24 protein-coding genes are annotated in these 25,669 nt (G+C 56.6%); 11 read left to right on the top strand and 13 right to left on the bottom strand.

The features are described from left to right. Positions 1-118: 118 nt before the first annotated feature. The 6 genes from napF (at position 119) to nudK (ending at position 5,182) form a co-directional block, all read left to right on the top strand. Positions 119-589, top strand: coding sequence for a ferredoxin-type protein NapF (gene napF, locus ACVLVH_RS08430; RefSeq protein ID WP_192411412.1), 471 nt, complete (start codon positions 119-121; stop codon positions 587-589). Further along, the gene (locus tag ACVLVH_RS08425) at positions 579-857 is read left to right on the top strand and encodes a chaperone NapD (protein ID WP_176971097.1); all 279 of its coding nucleotides are present in this window, start codon (positions 579-581) and stop codon (positions 855-857) included. The genes napF and ACVLVH_RS08425 overlap by 11 nt, the downstream gene beginning before the upstream one ends. Further along, entirely contained in the window at positions 854-3,340 is a 2,487-nt protein-coding gene (gene napA / locus ACVLVH_RS08420; RefSeq protein ID WP_101763538.1) for a nitrate reductase catalytic subunit NapA, read from the top strand. The genes ACVLVH_RS08425 and napA overlap by 4 nt, the downstream gene beginning before the upstream one ends. An 11-nt stretch (positions 3,341-3,351) precedes the next feature. Continuing rightward, the gene (gene napB / locus ACVLVH_RS08415) at positions 3,352-3,783 is read left to right on the top strand and encodes a nitrate reductase cytochrome c-type subunit (protein ID WP_101763539.1); all 432 of its coding nucleotides are present in this window, start codon (positions 3,352-3,354) and stop codon (positions 3,781-3,783) included. 7 nt (positions 3,784-3,790) lie between these two features. Next, a complete protein-coding gene (gene napC, locus ACVLVH_RS08410) occupies positions 3,791-4,375 on the top strand; it encodes a cytochrome c-type protein NapC (protein WP_101763540.1) in 585 nt (194 codons plus the stop codon). A 228-nt stretch (positions 4,376-4,603) separates the two neighbouring features. Beyond that, entirely contained in the window at positions 4,604-5,182 is a 579-nt protein-coding gene (gene nudK / locus ACVLVH_RS08405) for a GDP-mannose pyrophosphatase NudK (protein ID WP_101763541.1), read from the top strand. A gap of 103 nt (positions 5,183-5,285) precedes the next feature. On the opposite strand, the gene ACVLVH_RS08400 is transcribed toward nudK, so the two are convergent. From ACVLVH_RS08400 to ACVLVH_RS08365, 8 genes are read right to left on the bottom strand one after another with little or no spacing between them, the layout of a single operon-like run. Beyond that, entirely contained in the window at positions 5,286-6,248 is a 963-nt protein-coding gene (locus tag ACVLVH_RS08400) for a ribokinase (RefSeq protein WP_210081493.1), read from the bottom strand. Further along, positions 6,248-7,141 (bottom strand): allose kinase, encoded by an 894-nt coding sequence (gene alsK / locus ACVLVH_RS08395; protein ID WP_462061925.1) that lies wholly within the window; start codon positions 7,139-7,141, stop codon positions 6,248-6,250. The genes ACVLVH_RS08400 and alsK overlap by 1 nt, the downstream gene beginning before the upstream one ends. Then, entirely contained in the window at positions 7,138-7,830 is a 693-nt protein-coding gene (gene alsE / locus ACVLVH_RS08390) for a D-allulose 6-phosphate 3-epimerase (protein WP_061717928.1), read from the bottom strand. The genes alsK and alsE overlap by 4 nt, the downstream gene beginning before the upstream one ends. Beyond that, entirely contained in the window at positions 7,830-8,879 is a 1,050-nt protein-coding gene (locus ACVLVH_RS08385; RefSeq protein WP_101763544.1) for an ABC transporter permease, read from the bottom strand. Before ACVLVH_RS08385 ends, alsE begins: the two co-directional genes overlap by 1 nt. Before the next feature lie 16 nt (positions 8,880-8,895). Continuing rightward, positions 8,896-9,885, bottom strand: a complete 990-nt coding sequence (locus ACVLVH_RS08380; protein WP_101763545.1) for an ABC transporter permease — start codon at positions 9,883-9,885, stop codon at positions 8,896-8,898. Then, complete coding sequence (locus ACVLVH_RS08375; protein ID WP_110866694.1) at positions 9,878-11,383, bottom strand: sugar ABC transporter ATP-binding protein; 1,506 nt, start codon at positions 11,381-11,383, stop codon at positions 9,878-9,880. Before ACVLVH_RS08375 ends, ACVLVH_RS08380 begins: the two co-directional genes overlap by 8 nt. A 2-nt stretch (positions 11,384-11,385) precedes the next feature. Continuing rightward, entirely contained in the window at positions 11,386-12,369 is a 984-nt protein-coding gene (locus tag ACVLVH_RS08370; RefSeq protein WP_110866506.1) for a substrate-binding domain-containing protein, read from the bottom strand. A gap of 12 nt (positions 12,370-12,381) precedes the next feature. Beyond that, positions 12,382-13,212: a DeoR/GlpR family DNA-binding transcription regulator gene (locus tag ACVLVH_RS08365; protein ID WP_101763547.1), complete on the bottom strand. Its 831-nt coding sequence runs from the start codon at positions 13,210-13,212 to the stop codon at positions 12,382-12,384. A gap of 489 nt (positions 13,213-13,701) precedes the next feature. Here ACVLVH_RS08365 and ACVLVH_RS08360 point away from each other — a divergent pair, with 489 nt between their 5' ends. After that, positions 13,702-14,781 (top strand): DUF1176 domain-containing protein, encoded by a 1,080-nt coding sequence (locus tag ACVLVH_RS08360; protein WP_498949186.1) that lies wholly within the window; start codon positions 13,702-13,704, stop codon positions 14,779-14,781. A 92-nt stretch (positions 14,782-14,873) separates the two neighbouring features. On the opposite strand, the gene ampH is transcribed toward ACVLVH_RS08360, so the two are convergent. From ampH to tal, 3 genes are all read right to left on the bottom strand, one after another. After that, on the bottom strand, positions 14,874-16,043 hold the full coding sequence (gene ampH / locus ACVLVH_RS08355) for a D-alanyl-D-alanine-carboxypeptidase/endopeptidase AmpH (RefSeq protein WP_008107847.1): 1,170 nt from the start codon (positions 16,041-16,043) through the stop codon (positions 14,874-14,876). Between the two features lie 146 nt (positions 16,044-16,189). After that, a complete protein-coding gene (tkt, locus tag ACVLVH_RS08350) occupies positions 16,190-18,199 on the bottom strand; it encodes a transketolase (RefSeq protein WP_110866508.1) in 2,010 nt (669 codons plus the stop codon). 69 nt (positions 18,200-18,268) lie between these two features. Then, a complete protein-coding gene (gene tal, locus ACVLVH_RS08345) occupies positions 18,269-19,219 on the bottom strand; it encodes a transaldolase (protein WP_101763551.1) in 951 nt (316 codons plus the stop codon). A 341-nt stretch (positions 19,220-19,560) separates the two neighbouring features. Here tal and maeB point away from each other — a divergent pair, with 341 nt between their 5' ends. After that, a complete protein-coding gene (maeB, locus tag ACVLVH_RS08340; protein WP_377725584.1) occupies positions 19,561-21,840 on the top strand; it encodes an NADP-dependent oxaloacetate-decarboxylating malate dehydrogenase in 2,280 nt (759 codons plus the stop codon). 104 nt (positions 21,841-21,944) lie between these two features. Here the strand turns inward: maeB and hemF are convergent, their stop codons facing one another. Further along, a complete protein-coding gene (gene hemF, locus ACVLVH_RS08335; RefSeq protein WP_217548937.1) occupies positions 21,945-22,865 on the bottom strand; it encodes an oxygen-dependent coproporphyrinogen oxidase in 921 nt (306 codons plus the stop codon). 48 nt (positions 22,866-22,913) lie between these two features. Beyond that, a complete protein-coding gene (gene amiA / locus ACVLVH_RS08330) occupies positions 22,914-23,771 on the bottom strand; it encodes an N-acetylmuramoyl-L-alanine amidase AmiA (RefSeq protein WP_498949182.1) in 858 nt (285 codons plus the stop codon). A gap of 211 nt (positions 23,772-23,982) precedes the next feature. Here amiA and ACVLVH_RS08325 point away from each other — a divergent pair, with 211 nt between their 5' ends. The 3 genes from ACVLVH_RS08325 to ACVLVH_RS08315 all read left to right on the top strand — a co-directional run bounded on the left by ACVLVH_RS08325 (position 23,983) and on the right by ACVLVH_RS08315 (position 25,574). Further along, the gene (locus ACVLVH_RS08325) at positions 23,983-24,408 is read left to right on the top strand and encodes a GNAT family acetyltransferase (RefSeq protein ID WP_061717913.1); all 426 of its coding nucleotides are present in this window, start codon (positions 23,983-23,985) and stop codon (positions 24,406-24,408) included. Positions 24,409-24,416: 8 nt separating this feature from the next. Then, positions 24,417-24,890 (top strand): DUF2919 family protein, encoded by a 474-nt coding sequence (locus ACVLVH_RS08320; RefSeq protein WP_498949181.1) that lies wholly within the window; start codon positions 24,417-24,419, stop codon positions 24,888-24,890. Between the two features lie 63 nt (positions 24,891-24,953). Beyond that, entirely contained in the window at positions 24,954-25,574 is a 621-nt protein-coding gene (locus ACVLVH_RS08315) for an RpoE-regulated lipoprotein (RefSeq protein ID WP_498949179.1), read from the top strand. Positions 25,575-25,669 lie beyond the last annotated feature (95 nt).

Here is a 25,669-nt window from a genome sequence, read left to right as displayed (position 1 = left end):
TTTCAATTCCCCTTCACTTGATCCCACGTCGGGATTTACCCCTTTGGGGTGATATAGCCCTCTTTAGCGTCAGGTTATTTTACGCACCATCTCTCTTTCCCCCGTTTAAGGTGAACCGATGGCGCTGTCGCGACGTGAACTCTTTACCGGGCAGCGCGTAGCGTCTGCTGACGGCATCGCTTTGCCATGGTGGCGGGGAGAGAAGGGTTGTGATGGCTGCGGCACATGCGTCTCGGCCTGCGAAACCCACATCATCCGCCTGGCTGCCGGTGAAGTGCCGCACCTCGATTTTCTGCAGGGTGAATGCACGTTTTGCGCCGCCTGCGTAGACGCTTGCCCGCAGCCGCTATTCCACGCGCGTGAAACCGAGCCGTTTCCACAGCGCATTCGCATCGACAACCGCTGCATCACCTTCCTGGGCGTGAACTGCCGCAGCTGCCAGGAGAGTTGTGAACAGCAAGCCATCCGTTTCCTGCTGATGCCGAACGGCATCGCACAGCCTGAAACCCTTCCGCAGCATTGCACCGGTTGCGGCGCCTGCATCGCGCCTTGCCCGGTCTCAGCCACAGGATTACATCATGAACCATGAAAACAGTTGGCACGTCTGCGGCCTGGTGATTCAGGCGCGGCCGGCGTCGATTCCCGCCGTAAAAAGTGCGCTGCTGGCCTTTGCCGATTGCGACATCGCCGCGGAGGACGCCGCGCGCGGCACGCTGGCGGTAACGCTGGGTGCCGCGGATAGCGCCGCACTGCTGCGCAATATTGAAGAGAGCCGCAACATCGCTGGCGTGTTGGCGGTATCGCTGGTCTATCACCAGCAAGACGAAATTGAAGAACCTTGTAAGGAAGCATCATGAGCATAAGTCGTCGTGATTTTATGAAGGCCAATGCGGCGGCTGCTGCTGCAACGGCTGCAGGACTCACCATTCCCACCGTCACCAAAGCCGCGACCTCGCTGGCTGCGCCAATTCGCTGGGAAAAAGCGCCGTGCCGATTCTGCGGCACCGGCTGTGGCGTGCTGGTTGGCACCCAGGATGGCCGCGTAGTGGCGTCGCAGGGCGATCCGCAGGCAGAAGTGAACCGCGGTCTGAACTGTATCAAAGGCTATTTCCTGCCGAAGATCATGTACGGGAAAGATCGTCTGACCCAGCCGCTGCTGCGCATGACCGACGGTAAATATGCCAAAGAGGGCGAGTTCACCCCGGTCAGCTGGGATCAAGCCTTCGACATCATGGAAGAGAAGTTCAAAGCGGCGCTGAAAGCCAACGGCCCGGATTCGGTCGGCATGTTCGGTTCCGGTCAGTGGACGGTGTGGGAAGGTTACGCGGCCTCCAAGCTGATGAAAGCCGGTTTCCGCACCAACAATCTCGATCCCAATGCGCGTCACTGCATGGCTTCAGCGGTGGTTGGCTTTATGCGCACCTTCGGCATGGACGAACCGATGGGCTGCTACGACGACATCGAGCAGGCCGACGCCTTTGTGCTGTGGGGCTCGAACATGGCGGAGATGCATCCGATTCTGTGGTCACGTATTACCGCGCGTCGTCTCAGCAGTGAGAATGTCAAAGTGGCGGTGCTTTCCACCTATCGTCATCGCAGTTTTGAGCTGGCCGACAACGCGATGGTGTTCACACCGCAGAGCGATCTGGCGATCCTCAACTTCATCGCCAACTACATTATTCAGAACAACAAGGTCGATAAAACCTTCCTGCAGAACCACGTTACGCTACGCAAAGGCGTGACCGACATCGGTTACGGTTTGCGCCCCACCGATCCGCGTCAGGCTTCGGCGAAGAACCCGGACAGCGGCGAATCCACGCCGATGAGCTTTGACGAGTTTGCGAAGTTTGTCTCTGAGTACACGGTGGAAAAAGCCAGCGCAATGAGCGGTGTGGAGAAAGATCAACTCATCGCCCTCGCCGAGCTGTATGCCGATCCGAAAGTCAACGTGGTGTCGTACTGGACCATGGGCTTCAACCAGCATACGCGCGGCGTGTGGGCCAATAACCTGTGCTACAACCTGCACTTATTGACCGGCAAAATTTCACGTCCGGGCACCGGTCCGTTCTCGCTCACCGGCCAGCCATCGGCGTGCGGCACGGCGCGTGAAGTCGGCACCTTCTCGCACCGTTTACCGGCGGACATGGTGGTCAATAATGACAAACACCGCGCCACCGCCGAGAAGCTGTGGAAGCTGCCGCAGGGCACGGTGCCGGCCAAAATTGGTTTGCACGCCGTGGCGCAGGATCGCGCGCTGAAAGATGGCAAGCTCAACGCCTACTGGGTGATGTGTAACAACAACATGCAGGCCGGTCCGAACCTGACGCAGGAGCGTATGCCGGGCTGGCGCGATGAGCGCAACTTCATCGTGGTTTCCGATCCCTATCCCACCGTCAGCGCCTTGTCGGCTGACCTGATTCTGCCCACTGCGATGTGGGTGGAGAAAGAGGGCGCGTATGGCAACGCCGAGCGTCGTACTCAGTTCTGGCATCAGCAGGTGAAAGCGCCGGGCGACGCAAAATCCGATCTGTGGCAGCTGGTGAATTTCTCCAAACGTTTCAAGGTAGCGGAAGTGTGGCCGGAAGCGCTGCTGGCGCAGAATCCGGAGCTGCGCGACAAAACGCTGTTTGATGTGCTGTACGCCAACGGCCAGGTCAACCAATTCCCACTGAGTGAAGTGGCAGATGACCAGTTGAATGATGAAGCGCGCGAGTTTGGCTTCTACATCCAGAAAGGCTTGTTCGAGGAGTACGCCAGCTTTGGACGCGGTCACGGCCACGATCTTGCGCCGTTCGATGCTTACCATCAGGCGCGCGGCCTGCGCTGGCCGGTGGTGGATGGCAAAGAGACGCGCTGGCGCTATCGCGAAGGTTACGACAGCTACGTCAAAGCCGGTGAAGGCGTGCGTTTCTACGGTAAGCCGGATGGTAAAGCCACCATTTTCGCGCTGCCTTACGAAGCGCCAGCCGAATCGCCGGATGAAGAGTACGACCTGTGGTTCTGTACCGGTCGCGTGCTGGAGCACTGGCACACCGGCACCATGACGCGTCGCGTGCCGGAGCTGCACCGCGCAGTGCCGCAGGCGCTACTCTATATACATCCGCTGGATGCCAAAGAGCGCAATTTCCGTCGCGGCGAGAAAGTCCGCGTCGTGTCGCGTCGTGGCGAAACCCTTGCCACCGTGGAAACGCGCGGTCGCAATCAGCCGCCCAAAGGTCTGGTATTTATGCCGTTCTTTGATGCGGGCGTGCTGGCCAACAACGTCACGCTGGACGCCACCGATCCGCTGTCGAAGCAGACCGATTACAAAAAATGCGCCGTCAAGCTGGTAAAAATTTAAGGCAGGATGCAATGAAACCCTTAATCACACTTGTTACTTTGGCCGCCCTGATGCTGGGCGGCACGGTTTACGCCCACAACGGCGTCGATCTCAATCAGTCACCGGAAGTGACGGCCACGCAACAGGGCACCATTCATCAGCCCAAAGAGCAGAGCCGCAAGCCGTTGAACTATGTGAATCAGCCGCCGGTGATCCCGCATAGCGTCGATGGCTATCAGGTGACGAAAAACGTCAACCGTTGTCTGCAGTGTCACGGCACGCAGAGCTATCTCACCACCGGCGCGCCACGCGTAAGCCCAACGCACTTCACCGATCGCGATGGACTGGTGAGCAGCACCGTGTCGCCGCGTCGCTACTTCTGCCTGCAGTGTCACGTACCGCAAACCGATGCCAAACCGGTGGTGGAAAACACCTTCAAACCGGCTGACGGCTTCGGTAAGTGAGGACATGATGAAAGAGAAACTTCTGCGCATCTGGCGCTGGTGGCGGCGTCCGAGCCGTCTGGCGCTCGGTACGCTACTGATTCTGGGCTTTGCTGGCGGCATCATTTTCTGGGGCGGCTTCAACACCGCGATGGAGATGACCAACCGCGAACAGTTCTGTATCGGCTGCCATGAGATGCGCAATAACGTCTATCAGGAATATATGCAGACGGTGCACTACAACAACCGCAGCGGCGTGCGCGCCACCTGTCCGGATTGTCACGTGCCGCACGAGTGGGGCCCGAAAATGCTGCGTAAGATCCAGGCGAGCAAAGAGGTGTATGCCAAGATTTTCGGCATCATCGATACGCCGCAAAAGTTCGAGGATCATCGCATCAAGCTGGCGCAAAACGAGTGGCGCAGGATGAAAAACAATAATTCGCAGGAGTGTCGTAACTGCCACAACTTCGATTATATGGATTTCACCGCGCAGAAAACCGTCGCCGCGAAGATGCACAGCAAAGCAGTTGAGGAAGGGAAAACCTGTATCGATTGCCACAAAGGTATCGCGCACCATCTGCCCGATATGAAAGACCAACCCAACGGTTTTTGAGGCCTAACAACGCGGCATAAATTGGCGTACTGCCGATCACTACCGCAGCGCATCAAACCACTGCACAATCCGTAGCGGCGCGATTTAACGCGCAACCCATTGCGCCGCTACACTCTGTGCACTGAGTCAGGAGCGCCCATCACGGCGACCGGCCTCACAATTCAGATAGTTTTCCCCACCGCTTCGGCCTATCATCTCAGGCTCCCTCAATTTAGCAGTGGAGCGGTTATGTCGTTAAAGATCAACATCATCAAAGACAAGTTGCTGTCAGAAAACTGGTTTGTGCTGCGCAACTTCACCTACGAACTCACCCGCAACAACGGCGAAGTCGTGCGTCACAAGCGCGAAGTGTACGATCGCGGTAACGGCGCCACCATCCTGCTGTACAACACTGAAAAAAATAGCGTGCTGCTGGTGCGTCAGTTCCGCATTGCCACTTATGTCAATGGCAATGAAAGTGGCGAGTTGATTGAGACCTGCGCCGGGCTGCTGGATGACGACTCGCCGGAAGATTGCATCCGCAAAGAAGCGATAGAAGAGACCGGCTATCAGGTGGGTAAGGTCGATAAAGTTTTTGAAGCCTACATGTCGCCGGGCGGCGTGACTGAACTGATCCACTTCTTCGCCGCGGAATACAGCGATGCACAGCGCGCAAACAAGGGCGGTGGCGTTGAGGATGAAGAGATTACCGTGCTGGAGCTGAGTTTCCCGGAGGCGCTGGCGATGGTGAAAGATGGCCGCATTCGTGACGGTAAAGCCATTATGCTGCTGCAGCATGCGCAGATTGCCGGTTGGTTGCAGGCGTAGTTTTGACCGTAGCGGCGCAATTTATTGCGCTCTTTTGACCTTTTCATCGATGTGAAAATGCGCAATTTATTGCGCCGCTACAGCAATGTGTGGCCATCTTGCCTTAAACACACTCTCCCAACGTTTCCGGGACACATTCCGGATACGCCTGCAGTCTTGCCAGCGCTTCGGCATACGAAGGCATCGAGTGCGCTGCACCGGAGCGTTCCACACACAGCGAAGCATAAGCTGAAGCAAACAGCGCCGCCTGTGGCAGTTCATCGCCGGAAGCCAGCCGCGCCGCCAGTGCGCCATTAAACGCATCGCCCGCGCCGGTGGTATCCAGCGGCTGAGCCGGGAACAGCGGAATACGCAGCGGCGGCTGGTCTGCTACTGACAGCAACGCACCGCAAACCCCCAACGTAATAATTACCTGACGCGCGCCTTTACGGTGCAGCTTTTCTGCCGCTTGCTGCGCGCTGGCGAAGTCGGTGACCTTCACGCCGGTCAGCTGCATCGCTTCGGTACTGTTAGGCGTCAGCAAATCCACTTTTGCCAGCAGCGCATCGGTGACTTTTTGCCAGGGCGCGGGATTCATTATCACAAAGGTGCCGCCGGCGCGCGCGTTGTCGATCATGCGCTGGATGGCGCTGAGATTATTCTCCAGCTGCACCAGCAGAATATCGGCTGCCGCAACGGTGGGTTGGCAGCGCGTCACCTCGGCGGCTGTTACGGTGGTGTTCGCGCCGGGATAGACCGAAATCATGTTCTCGGCATCGTCCCCGGCGACATAAATCAGCGCATTGCCGGTCGGTTTCTCCTTGCAGGTAAACAAGGTAATGGCATCGAAACCGGTCTTTTCCAGATGGCGACGCGCAAACATGCCGAAGTCATCATTACCAATCTTACCGATATAGTGCACGCGCGCGCCGGCGCGCAGCGCGGCCGTCGCCTGGTTCGCGCCTTTGCCGCCCGGTCCCATCATGCTGGTATGGGCGGTGAGCGATTCGCCCGGCATTGGAAAGCGGTTCATTACCGCGACTACGTCGAGGTTGAACGAGCCAAACACACACACTTTTCCTTTCATCATGCACTCCTGAACAGACGTTCGGCGGCTAAACAGGCACCGCGACAACCGGTGTGGTCGGTGGATTGGCTAAACACAATCTTCAAACCCTCACGCGTGGCGGGTGGACGAAGATGCTGCTGAATCTGGCTGCGCAGCTGTGCCAGCGGGAAGTCCGCCATCGCCAGCACGCCGCCGCCCAGAATCAGGTATTCCGGATCGAGGATGTTCATCTCGGTGGCAATCAGTTGCGCCAGCCGCTGTATAAAAGCCTGCAGCTCCGGATGCTCACGATGCTGGGTAAATAGCGCTGACATGTTAGTTTCCGGCACATGGGCGCTCGCCCAGCGACTCAGCCAATGGCCCGACGTCACGGTTTCCGCACAGCCACGATTGCCGCACGGGCAGGGCAGATCGTTGCCGGCAACAGGCACATGACCAAGCTCACCCGCGCCACCGTGTTGACCATGATAAAACTGGCCGTTAAGCCACAGGCTGTTGCCCATGCCGGTGCCGGGATACAAACCCACCGCGCTGTCTGGCAGCTGCTCCAGCTGCAGTAAATCCCACAGCATCAGATGGTTAACATCTTTGTCCATCGCCACCGGTACGCCAAGGCGTTCGGTGAGGCGCGCGGCAACCGGTTGCTGATCCAGCGCCTGAATAAACGGCAGCGAAATCACCTGCTGGCGGTCACGGCTGAGAATGCCGGGTAATCCGAGCATCACGCCGCTAACTGGCTGCTGCTCCAGCGTTTCGCTGATTAACTGGCCCAACGCGTTAAGCGCATCAGGCTGCTGCGCCCAGCTGGCCGTCGGCACTTTACGGAAGCTCGACCAAACGCGGCCTGCTTCCATCAGCTGCAGACGTGTGCCGGTGCCGCCAATGTCGATACCGAGCCAGCATTTTTTCATGCGGATACCTGCGCCAATCCCTGAGCCTCATCAATGCTTTCGCGCATCATATTCCAGGCGGTTTCCAGATCGTCATGAATATTGAACAGGCCGGAGGTGCCGACAATCAGCACTTCTGCACCCGCGCCGACCAGCGTGTTGTAGGTGCGGGTATTGCAGGAACCGTCGATCTCAATCAGATATTGATAGCCGTTGGCCTGCTTCAGCGCTTTCAGCTCTTGCACCTTCTGCACCATTTCCGGAATAAACGGTTGTCCGGCGTAGCCGGGATCCACCGTCATCACGGTGATTTTATCCACCAGATGAATGTAGTGATGAATAAAGGAGACCGGCGTAGCAGGATTAAGCACCACGCCAACTTTCTTGCCGAAGCTGCGGATCATATTGATCACCCGGAATGCATCGCGGTTGATGGTTTCGGCGTGCGGGCAGATGTAATCGGCACCCGCTTTGGCAATTACTTCAATGAAATCGGTGGGCTGCTCGACCATCAAATGCACATCCAGCGCCACTTTGGTGAACGGGCGAATCTGCTCAATAAAGAACGGTGACAGCGTGATATTTTTCACGTAGTGACCATCCATAATGTCGATATGCAGGAAGTCGGCGCGGGAGTCCAGCACGGCGAGCTGGTGCTTGATCTCCATCAGATTCATACACATCAACGACGGGGAGACTTGAATACGCATCATACTTCCTTTTTTTCGGTCAAAGGGTTAAGCGCCGCCGCCAGTTTGCTGAGCTTGACGGCACGATGTTCGTTAAAGCGAGTTTTGAATTGTTTGAAGGCCAACACCACAATCAGCACCGCGCCCCACATTGCCAGGCTAACGTGCTGGCTGATGTTCATCAGGTTGAAGCCGGTGGAGAGCACTTGCAGGGCGATCAGCGCCAGCACCACGCCGGTCACGCGACCAAACCCGCCATTCGGGTCGGTGCCGCCAAGGATAATGGCCAGCACCGTCAGCAGCAGATACGCATCGCCGTAACCCATACGCGCCGAGTTGAAGCGCGCCATCATGATCAAACCGGCCAACACGCACAGCAGGCTGGAGATGACGTACACCAGAATCACCATGCGATGCGTATTGATGCCGCTAAACCAGGTGGCGTTGATGTTGCTGCCGCCCATATAGATGCATTTACCGGCGCGGGTTTTGCCGAGGAACAGCGCCAGCAGCGCGGCGGCAAACAGGAACACCCACAGCGGCAGCGGAACGCCAAGCAGCGTGTTGGAACCGAGCGCCTGCACCACCGACGGCATGCCGCTGACGGCCGCGCCTTTGGTCAGCCAGATGCCGATACCGTTCAGCGTCATCATGGTCGCGAGCGTCACCAGAATCGGGTGCGCACCGATGCGCGTCACCATCACGCCGGTAATCACGCCGATCACCGCCGCAATCAGCATCGCGCCGATAATCGCAATAAACAGCCACAGCAGTTGCATGCCAGTGCCGGCATCGGCGGGCAGGGCGCGCATCAGCGTCCAGGCGATAAACAGCGCCGTCAGGTTGGCGGTGGCGATGATTGCCAGATTCAGTCCGCCGCTGAGAATGGCGATAAACATCGCCAGCGTCAGCAAGCCCAGCTCAGGCAGCTGAAATGCCATACTCATAAAGGTCGAATCAGTGAGAAAGCGACCCGGCAACATGACGGTAAAGATCGCCAGCGCCAGCGCGATTAACAGCATCAGGCCGATATTGGTGCCGTCCGGACGCAGAGCAGAGAGTGATTTCATGTTGATGCGGCTCCCGTTAGACGAAACTGACATCAGTTTCTTTACGTTTTTTGTAGTGAGTCACGGCAATAGCCACCATGATCACGCCGCCCACCACGATGTTCATGAAGTAGTTGGAGACGCCAATCAGGTTGAGGCCGTTCTTCAGGATGGCGATAAGAAAGACACCCATCAGCGTGCCGCTCACCGTGCCTTTGCCGCCCATCAGGCTGGCACCGCCAAGAACGGTGGCGGCCAGCACATCCAGCTCGCCGCCGACCAGCGCATTTGGCACCACTTCGCCCATGCGATAGACCTGCACCAAGCCGCCAATCGCCGCCATGGCACCCAGCCAGCCATAGGCGAAGACATGAATCAGACCGACGCGAATACCGATGCGGCGCGCCGATTCCGCATCGCCGCCCACCGCATACAGTTGGCGACCGAGATTGGTTTTGTTCAGCAGCAGCGCGGTGAGTCCGGCAATCACCAGCATGGTCACCAGCGGCAAGCCAATCTGGAAGCTGTTGCCTTGCCAGGTGAATGGCAGCACGCTGCGCAGCGTGATCCACCAGTCCGGCAGCGAATAGAGGCTTTTGCCGCCGGTTACCCACATCAACAGGCCAAACAGCAGCGACTGCATGCTGATGGTGATGATGATCGAGACGACGCGCAGCGTGGTGATCAGCAGGGCGTTGATCACGCCAAACAGCGTGCCGCACACCACCGCCAGCAGGATGCTGAGCAGGGCGTTATCAAACTGGAACTGCACAAACAGCGAGGCGATCAGGTATTGCACCACCGACGCCACCGCAGCAAAGGAGATATCGATGCCGCCGGTCACCAGCACCACAAACAGGCCGAGGGCAAAGATGCCGGTCACGGCGTAGCTTTCTGCCAGATCCAGCAGGTTTTGCACCGTCAGGAACTGATCGCTGGCGGCAGAGAAAAACACAATGAACGCCAGCAAAACCCAGGCCAGCCAGCCCTGGCTGGAGCTCGGACGTAAACGAGAAAAATCAGGCATTGATCACCTCCGCCAGCTGCTGTTGCTCAACGGTATCGGGTTGGTATTCGGCATGAACGGTGCCATCACGGAAGTGCAGGATGCGGTCGCAGTTGTACCAAACCTCCGGCACTTCGTCGGAAATCAGGATGATCGACAAACCCTCTTTCGCCAGCAGATGAATTAGCTGATAGATGCTGGCTTTAGCGCCGACATCCACGCCAACGGTGGGCGAATCAAGGATCAGGATGCGCGGCTGGGTCAGCACCCATTTCGCCAGCACGATTTTCTGCTGGTTGCCGCCGGAGAGCGTGGAGATGGCCAGATTGGGATCGGCAACACGCACGCCAAGCTGCTGAATCCACTGCAGGATCAGCTTGTTCTTGCGGTATTCATCAATCAGGTGGAAACGGTTTTGCAGCTTGTCGAGGATCGGCAGCACCATGTTGTCGGCCACCGATTGTTGCTGCACCAAACCCAGGGTTAAGCGATCTTCGGAGACGTAGCCGATGCCGGCTTTGATCGCATCTTCGTGCCCACGAAAGCGCACCGGTTTGCTGTCGAGCCAGATCTTGCCGCTGTCGGGTTTGGTCATGCCAAACAGCGACAGCGCCAGTTCGGTACGGCCAGAGCCGAGCAGGCCGCACAGGCCCAGCACTTCGCCCTGATAGAGTTTGAAATTAACGTCATGGTATTGTCCGGCGCGCGTCAGTTTTTCGACTTCGAGGATCAGGCGATCGTCATGGCGCGTCGGCGTTTTCAGCTGATAGTCGAGTTTCAGGCCGGTCATCAGCTCGGTCAGATGGTGCGGCGTCATCGCTTTGGCGGGCCAGCAGCCCATTTTGCGGCCGTCGCGGATCACCGTCACGCGATCTGAGATCTCCAGCACCTCATCCAGACGATGGCTGACAAACACCACGCAGATGTTTTTGTCTTTCAGGTAACGCACGGTGCGCAGCAGCTGATTCACTTCGGTGCGCGTCAGCGACGCCGTCGGCTCATCCATGATCACCAGCCGCGCATCGGCGACCAGCGCGCGGCAGATCGCCACCTGCTGACGCTGCGCAATCGACAGCGACGCCACTTTCTCATCGAGATCGAGTTCAAACTTCAGTTCATCAATGATGCGCTGCGCGGTTTCACGCAGTTTGGCTTTGCGGTGCCAGCCGAGCAGGCTATTCAGGTTGTGCTCGAAGGCGATGTTTTCCGCCACGCTGAGGTTGGGGAACAGCGACAGATCCTGATAAATCACCTGGATACCGAAGTCACGCGCCTGGCGAGTGGTCAGACGCGGAAAGCTCGGGCCGTCGCCCAGCGTGATACGGCTGCCGCTATCCGGGGCGTGCACCCCGGAAATGACTTTGATTAAGGTGCTCTTGCCACAGCCGTTGGTGCCAGCGAGACAGTGCACTTCGCCAGCCAGTAAGGTCAGCGAGATATCGCTCAGTGCGCGGTTGCCACCAAATGTTTTCGACAGGTTGTCGAGCGCAATCAGCGTCTGTGGGATCACCTCATTCATCATTACAGCCCCATTTTCACCAGTTTTGGCAGGTTCTCTTTGTCCAGGCTTTCGGTGTTGTTGCCGAGGATGGTGTGGGTCGCCTCGTCAACTTTCACTTTGCCCAAACCCTCGATGGTCATTCCGTCGGTGATTGGCTCTTTCTTCTGCATCATGTCGGCGATACGTACGAACACTTCGCCTGCGGTTTGTGGATTCCAGATGTAGCCGCCTTTGATCGCGCCACGCTGCACCAGCGATGCGCCCTGGCCAGGACTAAAGGCGCCAATTACGCAGACCTGATCGATCTTGTTACGGTTCATCACCGCGCGACCGGCGCCAATCGGACCTTGTGAACCAAAGGCCATAATTCCTTTCAAATCCGGATACTTGGACATCAGTTCGTTAGTGGTGCGAATCGAGTCATCCAGCGATTCGCCGACGCCAAACTTGTCGGTGACCATCTGCATCTTCGGATAGTGTTCTTTCTGATAATTCAGCGCGGCGTCGGTCCACTGCTGGTGCAACGGCACGGTCAGGCTGCCGACGTACATGGCGTATTTGCCCTCTTCATGCATGCATTTCGCCAGCGCTTTCATATGGTTGATGCCGTGCGTCGGCGCATCCACCAGTTCGAAGTCCCAGTTAGCGCCTTTCTGATCCGGCGATTCGTGGGTGATCACTTCAATGCCGGCATCACGGGCGCGCTTCAGCACCGGTTCCAGTACTTTCGGGTCATTTGGCACCACGCCAATGATGTCGACCTTCTGGGCAATCAAATCTTCGATAGCGCGCACCTGCAGAGCCGGATCGGCCGCCGTTGGTCCCACCATCCACGCGTCAATGCCGCGTTTCGCCGCTTCACTCTTGATGCCCGCTTCCATGGCGTTGAACCACGGAATACCGCCAATTTTCACCACGATGCCCATGCGTAATTTGTCAGCAGCCTGCGCGCCGGAGGCGGCAAACAGGGCGAGCAGAGAACAGGCGATAAGATGTTTTTTCATAAAGACTCCGATTTAATTTTTTATTAGCTGCATAGAATGGCTGCGCTGGGAGCAATCAATAATATTGACGCCGTTCCACGCTAATTCTTGTTCCAGCTCTTTATCTTTTAATTGGTCAGTAATGAGAAAGTCCACATCGCGATAATGACAAATACGCGCGAATGAGGGCCGCAGGAATTTACTCCCGTCCAGCAGCAGATGTTTTCTTTCCGCTGCTAATAACATTTGCTGTTTTAAATGTGCGTTGTTTTCGTTACCTTCACGTAAATAACCGTCATTGCCTAAACTGCTACAGGAGAAAAAGATCTTATTGATCTGAAATTCCCTGAGCGGTTGCTCGGCGACGACGCCGTGGAAATCTTCATAACGGTCAGAATATTCTCCCCCCAGACAGATGGTGCGGATGCTGCCGCGCGCCGCAAGGGTTTGCACAATCCTGATGGAATTGGTTAATACCGTTAATTCAATATCCGGCAGCTGTCGCGCTAAATACCAGCAAGTGGTGCTGCTATCGAGTAATATACAATCGCCGGGGCTAATGAAATCGAGTGCGCGTTTGGCAATAGCCATTTTTGCATCAACATGTTCATTGACTCTCTGGCGGAAAGATAATTCATACTCGTTAACACCTCGCGTATTTCCCTGAATGTTGGCGGCCTGTCGTTTTGCGGGTACCGCACCACCGTGACTGCGTTGTAACAGACCACGTTTCTCCAGCTGCGTTAAATCACGCCGAATAGTTTCTTGTGAAACCTGACATAACGTGACTAATTCAGCGACAATGACCCGACCATTTAAATTTAATTCGTCAATAATTCGCTGCTGTCTTTCAATCGGCAACATAACTAACCTCCGATGGCTATAAATTACTGGATAGCGCATTTAGAAAGTGTGGGCTGCGCACGAGTCCACAGTCACCAAAACGCCTTAGCTGATTAGAGTGATCTGGATCTGTCTTATATGTAAATGAGATGTCTGGTTATCAAAATTAAGTGATATGTCTCACATAAATAAGCCTAATGGCGCGAAATCCGCGTTCTACGCGCGTTGCAAATCCAAAACATGGATTTAACCTAACATGACCGCTTATGACCTTTTGTGTGTATTTGACCGTTTTGTGATGAGTTAACAAGAGTCCGACGAATCCGATTGAGCAGTAATTGGTCAAAACGGATGATGAGCGCTTGCCCCATCCAGTACCCGTTCGCCACAGGTGACGGCTTTTTCAGCGGTTAACCTCGCTTTTAGGGCCGGCTCACAGTTTAGGCCTGCTGACAGCGTTCCCGTTGCGCTATTATTTTCTTTCCAGGAATTTGGGGACCGATTTTTTTGATGTCGTATTGGATGAAGTTACTGCTTTTAATGCCCTTTCTTTTTGTCGCGTGCGTTCAGGCTCAGCCACTGCAAAAGTCATTTTCTGACTGGCAACTGACCTGTAACAACGCGGCTTTTTGCGTGGCACGCAGTTTTCCCGGTGACAACGGCTTAGTGATGACGCTCTCACGTCATGCTGGCGTCAACGATCGTCCCTTGCTGCGTATTGATTACGGCAGCGCATACAGCGGTGAGCTGCCGGGCGGCCCGCTCAAGGATAACCTGCTACTCGATCAACGCCGTCTCACACCAGACCTTAAACACTGGACGGTGGAACCGCATCATCTGGCGACCAGTAATGCTATCGCCATCGACGAGTTTCTGGCGCAGACGCTGGATGCGCAAAATCTGCAGCTGACCTATAAAGCCAACGCCACTATTCCGCTCAGCGGTATGAAGGCGGCATTACTGTTGATGGATGACGTGCAGGGCCGCGTCAACGGTGCCAGCGCCTGGGTGAAGCGTGGCGACCGCGTGCAGTGGGATGTACCGCCGCAGCCAGCGTTGCCGGCGTTACCTTCGCCATTACCGCCGCCGCCGCCGCCGCCGCTGACGCAGGAAGAGACCAGCGGTTTAATTGATTTTGGTACCTGGCGGGTGAATACCGATAACTGCTCGCTCGATCCACTGCGGCGTGAAGTGAGCGTGTCGCCGCTGACCGACAGCAAAGCGCTGCTGCTGATCAGCTGCGAAACCGGTGCGTATAACGTGATCGATCTGGCCTTTGAAGTGACGCGCACGCAGCCTTATGTGTCGCGCGGTCTGAGCTTAACGCTGCCGTTTACGCCGCCGTCACGCGGGGATAATCAGCTGGAGTTGGTGAACGCGGAATTTGATGCCAGCCATGGATTGCTCTACACCTTCAGTAAAGGACGTGGTTTGGGGGATTGCGGCGTGGCAACGCGCTGGCAGTATGACGGCAACGAGTTTGTGCTGGCGGAGTATGCGGAAGAGAAGACCTGCGATGCGTGGCACAGCAGTGAGGATTGGCCAACATTATGGGTTACTGAATCGCAAAATCCGGTGCAGTCGCGTTAATACCACGTGCAGCATTAAATCATTGCACATTCCGTAGCGGCGCGATTTATCGCGCAATGAATTGCGCCGCTACAGCCTGCACCACAACCCAGTTAGCGGATGGCTTGCACCGTCATCGGTGAACCCGATTGATTGCCCACCAGCTCGGTCAGCATATTATTCACGCCATCGCTCATCGGGGTGAAACGCGTTAACGGCGAGCGAGTCACCACCACAAACACGCCGACGTTGTGCTGCGGCACCATCGCCATATAGGTAATGAAGCCGCCGCCACCGCCGGTTTTCTGAATAATCCCCGGACGACCTTCCTTCGGCCCCATATAGACCCAACCCATGCCCAGCGCATCGGCGCGGCCCGGCACATCCATGCCTTCCACTTTGGTTAGCTGGTCACGACGATAAATCAGCGTTTGCAGGCGATCAATTTGCGGCGTGCGGTGATTCACCGCCGAGTTAAGGAACTGCTGCATCCAGCGGCCCATATCGTCTGGCGTTGAGTAAACGCCGCCGCTACCGATGGCCGCCAGCGTGTTGTTACACGGACTGGCACCTTTCTCGGCAATCATCAGACGCTGACACTGATCCGGTGACGGCGTAAAGGTGGTGTCTTTCATACCTAACGGGCGCGTTATCAACTGCTGGAACAGTGCTGGATAGGGCATGCCCGCCGCTTTGGCGAGCGCATCGCTCAGCAGATCAAAGCCCAGGTTGGAATAGGCGGCATTGGTGCCTGGCGCGGCCTTTAATGCCGCTCCGCTCAGCCACTGCCAGCGATCGGACTTGGTCGGCCAGACAAACACCGGACGATGCGGTTTACCGCCAGGCTGTTCGCGCGGCAGGCCGCTGGTGTGGGTGGAGAGGTTAATCAGGCGAATCGGCTGGCCGTTATAGCTTGGCACGCGTGCGCCAGGCGGCGCGTATTTGCTGAGCGGATCGTCAAGACGCAGTTGACCGCGTTCGGCCATCTTCACCATCACTTCGCTGGTCATCAGCTTGCTGAGCGAGGCAATACGAATCACCGAATCGGGCTGCGGACGCACGTTGTTGCCGGGGCGCGTATCACCAAAGCTGGCGAAAACCCGCTGATTGCCATCAATCGCCACCAGCGCCATGCCGGTTGCGCCGCTGCCATAGAAAATGTGCTCGGCGTAGCGATCAACAATTTGCGATGCCAACAGCGGATCGGGCGACGACTGCGCCATGCTTTTTAATGGAAGCACAGAAACCATTAAGGCCAGTAAAAAAGGAGTACGTTTTTTCAACGGGAAAGCGTCCGCTATAAGAATCGGAGGAAAGCTTATAGTAATCAGTTTGCGCGAGGCGTGAAGGGGGCAGGGCGGATTTTTTTCTGTTTCAGGCTGTGATCAAAAAATGGCCCTTACGCCAAAAAGACGCAGGGCCAGATCGATTAGTGCGGCTTGAGTAAAGCTTCAGTATGGCTGACGATGTTCTCGACGGTGAAACCGAATTCCGGGAACAGTTTGCCGGCGGGGGCTGACTCACCAAAGGTGGTCATACCGACAATCGCGCCATCCAGACCAACATACTTGTACCAGTAATCAGCAATGCCGGCTTCGACTGCCACACGCGCTTTCACGCCGGATGGCAGCACCGATTCGCGATACGCGACATCCTGCTTATCAAACACGTCGGTGCTCGGCAGCGAAACCACGCGAATCTTATGGCCAGCAGCGGTGAGTTTATCCGCCGCGCCCAGCGCGATTTCAATCTCCGAACCGGTGGCGATGATGATCGCATCCGGCGTGCCGTTGCTGTCCTGCAGCACATAGCCACCGCGCGCAATATTCGCCACCTGCTCTTTGCTGCGCTCAGGCTGCAGCAGGTTCTGACGCGACAGGATCAGCGCGGTTGGCCCATGATGGCGCTCAACGGCGGCTTGCCACGCCACGGCGGTTTCCACCTGATCGCACGGACGCCACACACTCATGTTTGGCGTAACGCGCAGGCTGGCAATCTGCTCAACTGGCTGGTGTGTCGGACCATCTTCGCCGAGGCCGATGGAGTCATGCGTATAGACCAGCACCTGACGCGCCTTCATCAGCGCGGCCATGCGCACCGCATTACGCGCGTACTCGACGAACATCAGGAAGGTAGCGGTGTATGGCACGAAGCCGCCGTGATGCGCGATGCCGTTGCCGATCGCCGTCATACCAAATTCACGTACGCCGTAGTGAATGTAGTTACCGGCACTATCCTCTTTGATCGATTTTGAGCCCGACCAGATGGTGAGGTTACTGGGTGCCAGATCCGCTGAGCCGCCGAGGAATTCCGGCAGCAGCTTGCCAAACACTTCCAGCGTATTTTGTGAGGCTTTACGGCTGGCGATTTTCTGTGGATTAGCCTGCAGCTCTTCAACAAACTTCTGCACTTCGCTACTCCAGTTAGCCGGCATTTCACCGCTCAGACGACGGGTAAACTCCTGCGCCAACTCGGGGTGTGCCTCTTTATAAGCGGCAAACTTATCATCCCAGGATTTCTCGCGCTGCGCGCCCGCTTCTTTGGCATCCCACTGCTGATAAATCTCTTTCGGGATCTCAAACGGCGGATAGTGCCAGCCCAGTTTCTGCCGCGTCAACGCCACTTCTTCTTCGCCCAGCGCCGCGCCGTGCGACTCCTCTTTACCGGCTTTGTTCGGCGAGCCGAAACCGATAGTGGTGCGACAGATAATCAGTGACGGCTTGTCGGTAACGCTTTGCGCCTCTTTAATCGCCGCAGCGATCGCTGCCGAATCGTGGCCATCGATACCTTCTGCGCTACCGATGACGTGCCAGTTGTAGGCTTCGAAACGTTTGTGCGTGTCGTCGGTGAACCAGCCTTCGGTTTCACCATCGATGGAGATGCCGTTGTGATCGTAGAAGCCAATCAGTTTGCCGAGGCCGAGCGTACCGGCCAGCGAGCTCACTTCGTGCGAGATGCCTTCCATCAAACAACCATCGCCCATAAACACGTAGGTGTGGTGATCGACGATGTCGTGGCCGGGACGGTTAAACTGCGCCGCCAGCGTGCGTTCGGCAATCGCTAAACCTACCGCGTTGGCCAGGCCCTGGCCGAGCGGGCCGGTGGTGGTTTCCACGCCTGGCGTGTAACCGAGTTCAGGGTGTCCCGGCGTTTTAGAGTGCAGCTGACGGAAGTTTTTCAACTCTTCCATCGGCAGGTCGTAACCGGTGAGATGCAGCAGGCTGTAGAGCAGCATCGAGCCGTGACCGTTGGAAAGAATAAAACGGTCACGATCGGCCCACGCCGGATTGTTGGGATTGTGTTTCAACACATCGCGCCATAACACTTCGGCGATATCTGCCATGCCCATCGGCATACCTGGGTGCCCGGAATTTGCTTTTTGTACCGCATCCATGCTGAGTGCACGAATTGCGTTAGCCAACTCTCTGCGTGAAGACATAAGGTTCTCCCTTGTGATTTGGCGATAGCGGATGAGCCAATGCCCATCCGCCATAAGAGTGAGTGCGGATTACAGACGAGAAGAGAGCACGTCTTCCAGCTTCTGCTGGTCGACGGCGAACTGACGGATGCCGTCTGACAGTTTTTCTACCGCCATCGGATCCTGATTGTGTTCCCAGCGGAATTCCGCTTCTGAAAGTGAAGCCGGCTGATGGAAACCTTCGGTTGATGGCTCCAGCTTACGCTCCAGCGGCGCGTCGCTGTTGGCCAGCTCTTCCAGCAGGTTAGGGGAAATGGTCAAACGGTCGCAGCCGGCCAGCGCCTGAATCTGTTCCACTTTACGGAAGCTGGCACCCATGATGACGGTGCTGTAACGGTGCTTCTTGTAGTAATCGTAGATACGGCGCACAGATTTCACGCCCGGATCTTCATCGACCACATACGGATCCATCGGTTTGCGGGTGTTGTACCAGTCGTAAATACGGCCAACAAATGGCGAAATCAGGAACACACCAGCTTCGGCACAGGCTCGCGCCTGAGCGAAGGAGAACAGCAGCGTCAGGTTGCACTGAATGCCGTTTTTCTCCAGCTCTTCAGCGGCTTTGATGCCTTCCCAGGTTGACGCCAGTTTGATCAGAATGCGTGAGCGGTCGATGCCGTGCTCTTCGTACAGACGCACCAGCTTCTCAGCTTTGGTGACACACATGCCACGATCGAAGGAGAGGCGCGCATCCACTTCGGTCGAAACACGGCCCGGTATGCTTTTCAGAATTTCCATACCGAGGTTAATCGCCACTTTGTCGCTGGCGTTGATGATTTGTGTCTCTTTGCTGCCGCCCTGTTTTTTCGCGTAGTCGATGGCGTCATCAATCAGATGTTTATAACCCTCAAGACCGGCGGCTTTCAGAATCAATGAGGGGTTGGTGGTCGCGTCTTCTGGATTGTAATGGCGAATGGATTCGATATCGCCGCTGTCCGCCACCACGGTGGTGTATTGTTTCAATGCATCTAGCTGGTTCATCACTTAACTCCTTGATTAGCAATAATGTGGGCAAAGGTGTTGCACCCATTCCTGTTAAGTATTGGTCCAACACAGTGCTACAGACGTTACACGAAGAAAATGCGTTTTCTCTGATTGTGGCGTCGTGGCGCTTAAGAGGTGCGATAGTGAAAGGAGGACTGGCCTAAACGGTTCAGCTACGCTTTTTGCCATCAATAAGGATAGCAGGCTGTGCCGATCTCGCAGGCGAAGCGGTGGCAATCCGTGCCTTTCAGTCTGTGCGTTCTTTGAGCGCCTTCACCCTCTTTTGTGCCGCACATTCCTATACTGAATGCCTATTTAGCGATGCCAAAGGATGCCCAATGGACGATCAACTCAAGCAAAGCGCGCTCGATTTTCATCAATTCCCTACGCCCGGAAAAATTCAGGTTTCACCCACCAAACCGTTAGCCACGCAGCGCGATCTGGCGCTGGCCTATTCGCCTGGCGTCGCTGCGCCTTGTCTGGAAATTGCCGCCGATCCGCTGGCGGCGCGCAAATACACCGCGCGTGGCAATCTGGTGGCGGTGATCTCCAACGGCACCGCGGTGCTGGGGCTGGGTAACATTGGCGCACTGGCGAGTAAGCCGGTGATGGAAGGCAAGGGCGTGCTGTTCAAAAAGTTCGCCGGCATTGACGTGTTTGATATCGAAATCGATGAGCGCGATCCCGATAAGTTGATTGAGGTGATTGCCGCGCTGGAACCCACTTTTGGTGGCATCAATCTGGAAGATATCAAAGCGCCCGAGTGTTTCTATATTGAGCAACAGCTGCGTGAGCGCATGCAGATCCCAGTATTCCACGACGATCAGCACGGCACGGCGATCATCTGTACGGCGGCGGTGCTCAACGGCTTAACCATCGTTAAAAAAGCCATCAGCGAGGTGCGGCTGGTGGTTTCCGGCGCAGGTGCCTCGGCGATTGCCTGCCTGAATCTGCTGGTGGCGCTCGGCATGCAGCAGCACAACATTGTGGTGTGCGATTCCAAAGGCGTGATCTATCGCGATCGCGAGCCGAATATGACGCCGACCAAAGCGGCCTATGCGGTGGCCGACAGCGGCGCACGCACGCTGGACGAGGTGATTGGCGGCGCGGATATTTTCCTTGGCTGTTCCGGCCCCAAAGCGCTGACGCCGGAGATGGTGCAGAAGATGGCGCAGGATCCGCTGATTCTGGCGCTGGCCAATCCCGAACCGGAAATCATGCCGCCGCTGGCAAAACAGGTGCGGCCCGACGCGATTATCTGCACCGGGCGCTCTGATTTCCCCAATCAGGTGAACAACGTGTTGTGCTTCCCGTTTATCTTCCGTGGCGCGCTGGACGTGGGTGCCACGGCGATCAATGAAGAGATGAAGCTGGCGGCGGTGCACGCGATTGCGGCGCTGGCGCAGGCGGAACAGAGCGATGTGGTGGCGTCGGCGTATGACGATCAGGATCTGAGTTTCGGCCCGGAATACTTGATCCCCAAACCGTTCGATCCGCGTTTAATCGTGCAGATCGCGCCCGCGGTGGCGAAAGCGGCGATGGAATCGGGCGTCGCCACGCGACCGATTGAGGACTTTGATGCTTATCGTGAGCAGCTCACCGAGTTCGTCTATAAAACCAACCTGTTTATGAAGCCGATCTTTTCGCAGGCGCGTAGAGATCCCAAACGCGTGGTGCTGGCAGAAGGCGAAGAGGTGCGCGTGCTGCATGCCACGCAGGAGCTGGTAACGTTAGGGCTGGCGAAGCCGATTCTGATTGGCCGGCCGAACGTCATCGCTATGCGTCTGCAAAAGCAGGGTTTGAAGATCGAGGCGGGCAAAGATTTTGAGATCGTCAATAACGAGTCCGATCCACGTTTCAAAGAGTACTGGAATGAGTATTACCAGATTATGAAACGGCGCGGCGTGACGCCGGAAACTGCCCAGCGCGCGGTGATCGGTAATCCCACGCTGATTGGCGCGATCATGGTGCATCGCGGTGAGGCCGATGCGCTGATCTGCGGCACCATCGGCGATTATCAGGAACATTATGATGTGGTGGAGAAAGTGTTCGGGCTGCGAGAGGACGTGAAGGTGGCGGGCGCGATGAATGCGTTGCTATTGCCGAGCGGTAATACCTTTATAGCTGACACCTACGTTAATGAAGATCCCAGCGCAGAACAGCTAGCGGATATCACGCTGCTGGCGGCGGAAACGGTGCGACGCTTCGGCATTGAACCGCGCGTGGCGCTGCTGTCGCACTCCAGCTTTGGCACCTCAAATGCGCCGGGCGCGCGCAAAATGCGCGACGTACTCGCGTTGATTCAGCAACGCGCCCCGGATCTGGAGATTGACGGCGAAATGCACGGTGATGCGGCGCTGGTCGAGAGCATTCGCCGTGAACTGATGCCGGACAGCCCGCTGAAAGGCACCGCGAATTTGCTGATTATGCCGAACGTCGAAGCGGCGCGTATCAGCTATAACCTGCTGCGCGTCTCCTGCTCCGAAGGTGTCACGGTGGGACCGGTGTTGATGGGGATCAGCAAGCCGGTACATGTGTTGACGCGTATCGCCTCGGTGCGGCGCATCGTGAATATGGTGGCGTTAGCGGTGGTGGAGGCGCAGACCGAGCCGTTGTAACGACTTGATTGGCGAATGTGTTGCGCCGCAATGAAATTCTGCAAACCTTTTCGCGGCGCAATTCATTGCGCGATAAATCGCGCCGCTACGGGGTGTGCGGTTTGTTAATTATGTAGCTTCAACCAATCTTTGACTGGCAGGAAATCGCGGTACAAGGCGGCTTCGGGGGAATCGGCTTCTGGCTGATAATCGTATTCCCAGCGCACCAGCGGCGGCATCGACATCAAAATGGATTCGGTGCGGCCGCCGGTTTGCAGGCCAAACAGCGTGCCGCGATCCCACACCAGATTGAACTCGACGTAGCGACCACGACGATAGAGCTGGAACTGGCGCTCGCGGTCGCCCCACGGCAGCGCTTTGCGCCTGGCCACAATCGGCAGGTAGGCGTTGGCAAAACCGTTGCCGACTGCCTGCATGAAATCGAAGCAGTAATCGAAATCGGGCGTGTTCAGGTCGTCATAAAACAGGCCGCCGATACCGCGCTGCTCGTCGCGATGCTTGAGGTAGAAGTAATCGTCGCACCACTTTTTGTAGCGCGGATAAACCTCCTCACCAAACGGCTGGCACAGATCGTGCGCGGTTTGATGCCAGTGCAGCGCATCCTGTTCGAAGCCGTAATATGGCGTGAGATCGAAACCACCGCCAAACCACCACACCGGATCGGCGCCCGGTTTTTCCGCGATAAAGAAGCGCACGTTGGCGTGGCTGGTTGGCACGTAAGGATTGGATGGATGCACCACCAGCGACACGCCCATCGCTTCAAAGCTGCGGCCAGCCAGTTCGGGACGATGCGCGGTGGCGGATGCGGGCATTTGATCGCCGTGCACGTGCGAGAAGTTAACGCCGGCTTGTTCAAACACCGCACCATCACGCAATACGCGACTGCGTCCGCCGCCGCCGCCGGGACGTTGCCACTCATCTTCGGCAAAGCTCGCCTTGCCATCTTCCGCCGCTAATTGGGCGCAAATATCATCTTGCAGCGCCAGCAAAAAGGCTTTGACGCGGGAAATATCGGGATTGCTCATCAGTCACTCGTTCCGGAAATTTGCCGCTATTCTACCACAGGATAAAGGCTATGCTTCGCGACGATCGACCTCATCGAAGTAGCGGGTGATGCCGTCGGCAATGGCGCTGGCAATTTTCTGGCGGAACGCTTGCGTGCCAAGCAGCTGCTCTTCACGCGGATTGGTAATGAAGGAGGTTTCCACCAGCACCGAAGGAATCGACGGCGATTTCAGCACCGCAAACGCGGCCTGTTCGGTGTGCTGGCTGTGCAGATGATGCACCGGGCGAATCTGATCGAGGACGTGTTTACCCAGCGTCAGGCTGTTGCGAATGGTATCGGTCTGCACCAGATCGAACAGAATCTGGTTGAGGTAATGATCTTTATCCTGCACCTCAGCACCGCCCACTTTGTCGGCATCGTTTTCACGCTGCGAAAGGTAACGCGCCATCGCGCTGCTGGCACCGCGATTGGAAAGGGCAAAAACCGATGCGCCGTTAGCATCCGGGCTGATGTAGCCATCGGCGTGAATCGACATAAACAGGTTAGCGCCGTGCTGGTGGGCGATTTCGACGCGCTGATAGAGCGGAATAAAGTGGTCGCTGTCGCGCGTCAGGCGCACTTCGATGCGGGGATGCGATTGCAGCAGCGTCTTCACGGTATTGGCGATCGCCAGCACAATGTGTTTCTCTTCCGAACCCTCTTCGCCGACGGCGCCGGAATCGATGCCGCCGTGGCCGGGATCAATCATCACGATACGTTTGCCGTTGCTGGCGGGTTTCGGTGGCGTATGACGCGGACTAACGCGCAAATCGCTGTTCTGTTCTTTGGCCTGCACCGCACGCGGTGACAACACCGCCAGCGCTAAACCGGAAAGTATCAGTTGGCGACGATTGGTAAGGCGCTTAAGCAGTGAAATCTTCATCATTTACGGGTCCATGGCAGGTAAATCCTGCCCCGTGTTATAGCGTAACAATTGCCAGGCGGCGACCTCGCAACTATTTCAAGTGTTTACTTTCTATTGCAACAGACTAACAGCGATGTCGCGCTTTTTTTGCTCCGTTGTCACGCGTGAGGGTTGCGCCTGGCAAAGAATGCGTGATAATCAGCGAATTGTGCCTAACAGCAGGGTAACGTCGATGGAAATCCGTTCTTTCCGCCAGGAAGATTTTGAAGAAGTGATCACGCTCTGGGAGCGTTGCGATTTGTTACGCCCATGGAACGATCCGGAGCTGGACATTGAACGCAAAATGAACCACGACGCGGAACTGTTTCTGGTCGCGGAAGTCGGTGGCGAAGTGGTCGGTACGGTGATGGGCGGCTACGACGGCCATCGCGGCTCCGTCTACTATCTGGCGGTGCATCCTGATTATCAGGGCCGTGGCTTTGCCAATGCGTTGATGAATCGTCTTGAGAAGAAGCTGATTGCGCGCGGTTGCCCAAAAATCAATTTGATGGTGCGCGAAGAGAACGATCAGGTGGTGGCGTTTTACGAAAAGCTCGAATACGAGCCGGTGGACTCGCTGCTGCTGGGCAAGCGTTTGATTGAAGATCGCGAGTATTGAGAGTCGGTTTGAAATACCTTCCCGAAGAGTACGATGCGAAAGGGCAGCTGCGGCTGCCGTTTCTTTTCTGGCTGATCCTGTTATTGCAGGCGCGCACCTGTCTGCTGCTGGTGATGGCGGGCGCATCACGCCAGCAGGGCAATGATTTGCTGGCGCTGTTCTATCCCGACCGCCAAAGCTTCTGGCTGGGGCTGGCGTTAGGCATTCCGGCGGCTATCGGCTTATTGCTGACCGGCTATCGCCAGCGCTGGCCGCGCCTGTGGCAAAGCTGGCGTCATGTGTTGAGCGCATCGCTCCTTGTCAGCCTGCTGTGGCAGGGTTCCAGCCTGCTGTGGCAGGGTTCCAGCCTGCTGCAAGGCGCCTTTCCCGACTCGCCGCTGCCGCTGTTATTGACGCTGTTTGACCTGCTGGCGTTGTTCTGGCTGCAAACGCAACCTCGCCTGCGCGACTGCTTTCTGCCGGAACATCAGCAGGTCGAATAAACTTTTTGCCGGTTTGTGACTCCAACAGGCACGCCAATCGGCTTAGCAGATCAAGGAGTTTTCATGAAAGTTGTTCGTCACGCACTGCTGGTTAGCAGCATGGTTCTGGCCGGCTGCGCCAGTTCGGGTTCCTCTGGCAGCGCGAGCGATAGCGAAAGCCATTGGTACAATCCGCTTAGCTATCACTGGTCGGCGCTCAATCCACTCGGCTGGTTTGGTGGATCGCTGGAGGTCACCGAGCAAGGCGTTGCGGGCCTGACGAGCACCACCTCAATGTCGGAAGACGCCATCCATAAAGCGCTGAACGGCGATTACAAACTGCGTAAGGGCATGCGCACGCAGAATGGTCAGGTGGTGGATTTCTGGCAGGCGCTGGATGGCGACAACGTTAAATTGGTGATTAACGGCAGCAGCAGCGTGGAGCGCATCGAAGTGCAGGATGCCGATGCCAAAGCGGCGGACGGCAGCAAGATCGGCGATCTGTTCAGCGACAAGTTCAGCAAAGCCTTTAACAACTGCAAAATGGCCACCGGTCTTGATGCACGCGATGTTGAGTGCCGTGCGCCGGGCAGCCAGCACATCTCCTACATTTACAGCGGTGAATGGCATGGTCCGGAAGGCTTGATGCCGTCGGACGATACCCTGAAAAGCTGGAAAATCAGCAAGATCGTTTGGCAGCGTTAAACCAGATAAAACTTGCTTAAAAACCCGCTCAAAAAGTGTGGCTTTCCGGTATGATGCGGGCGAAAAAATATCGTCTAACCTTCATGCCGGAGAGC

Source organism: Kluyvera sp. 1366, from assembly GCF_054823405.1.
This window is presented reverse-complemented; position numbering and strand designations above follow the sequence as displayed.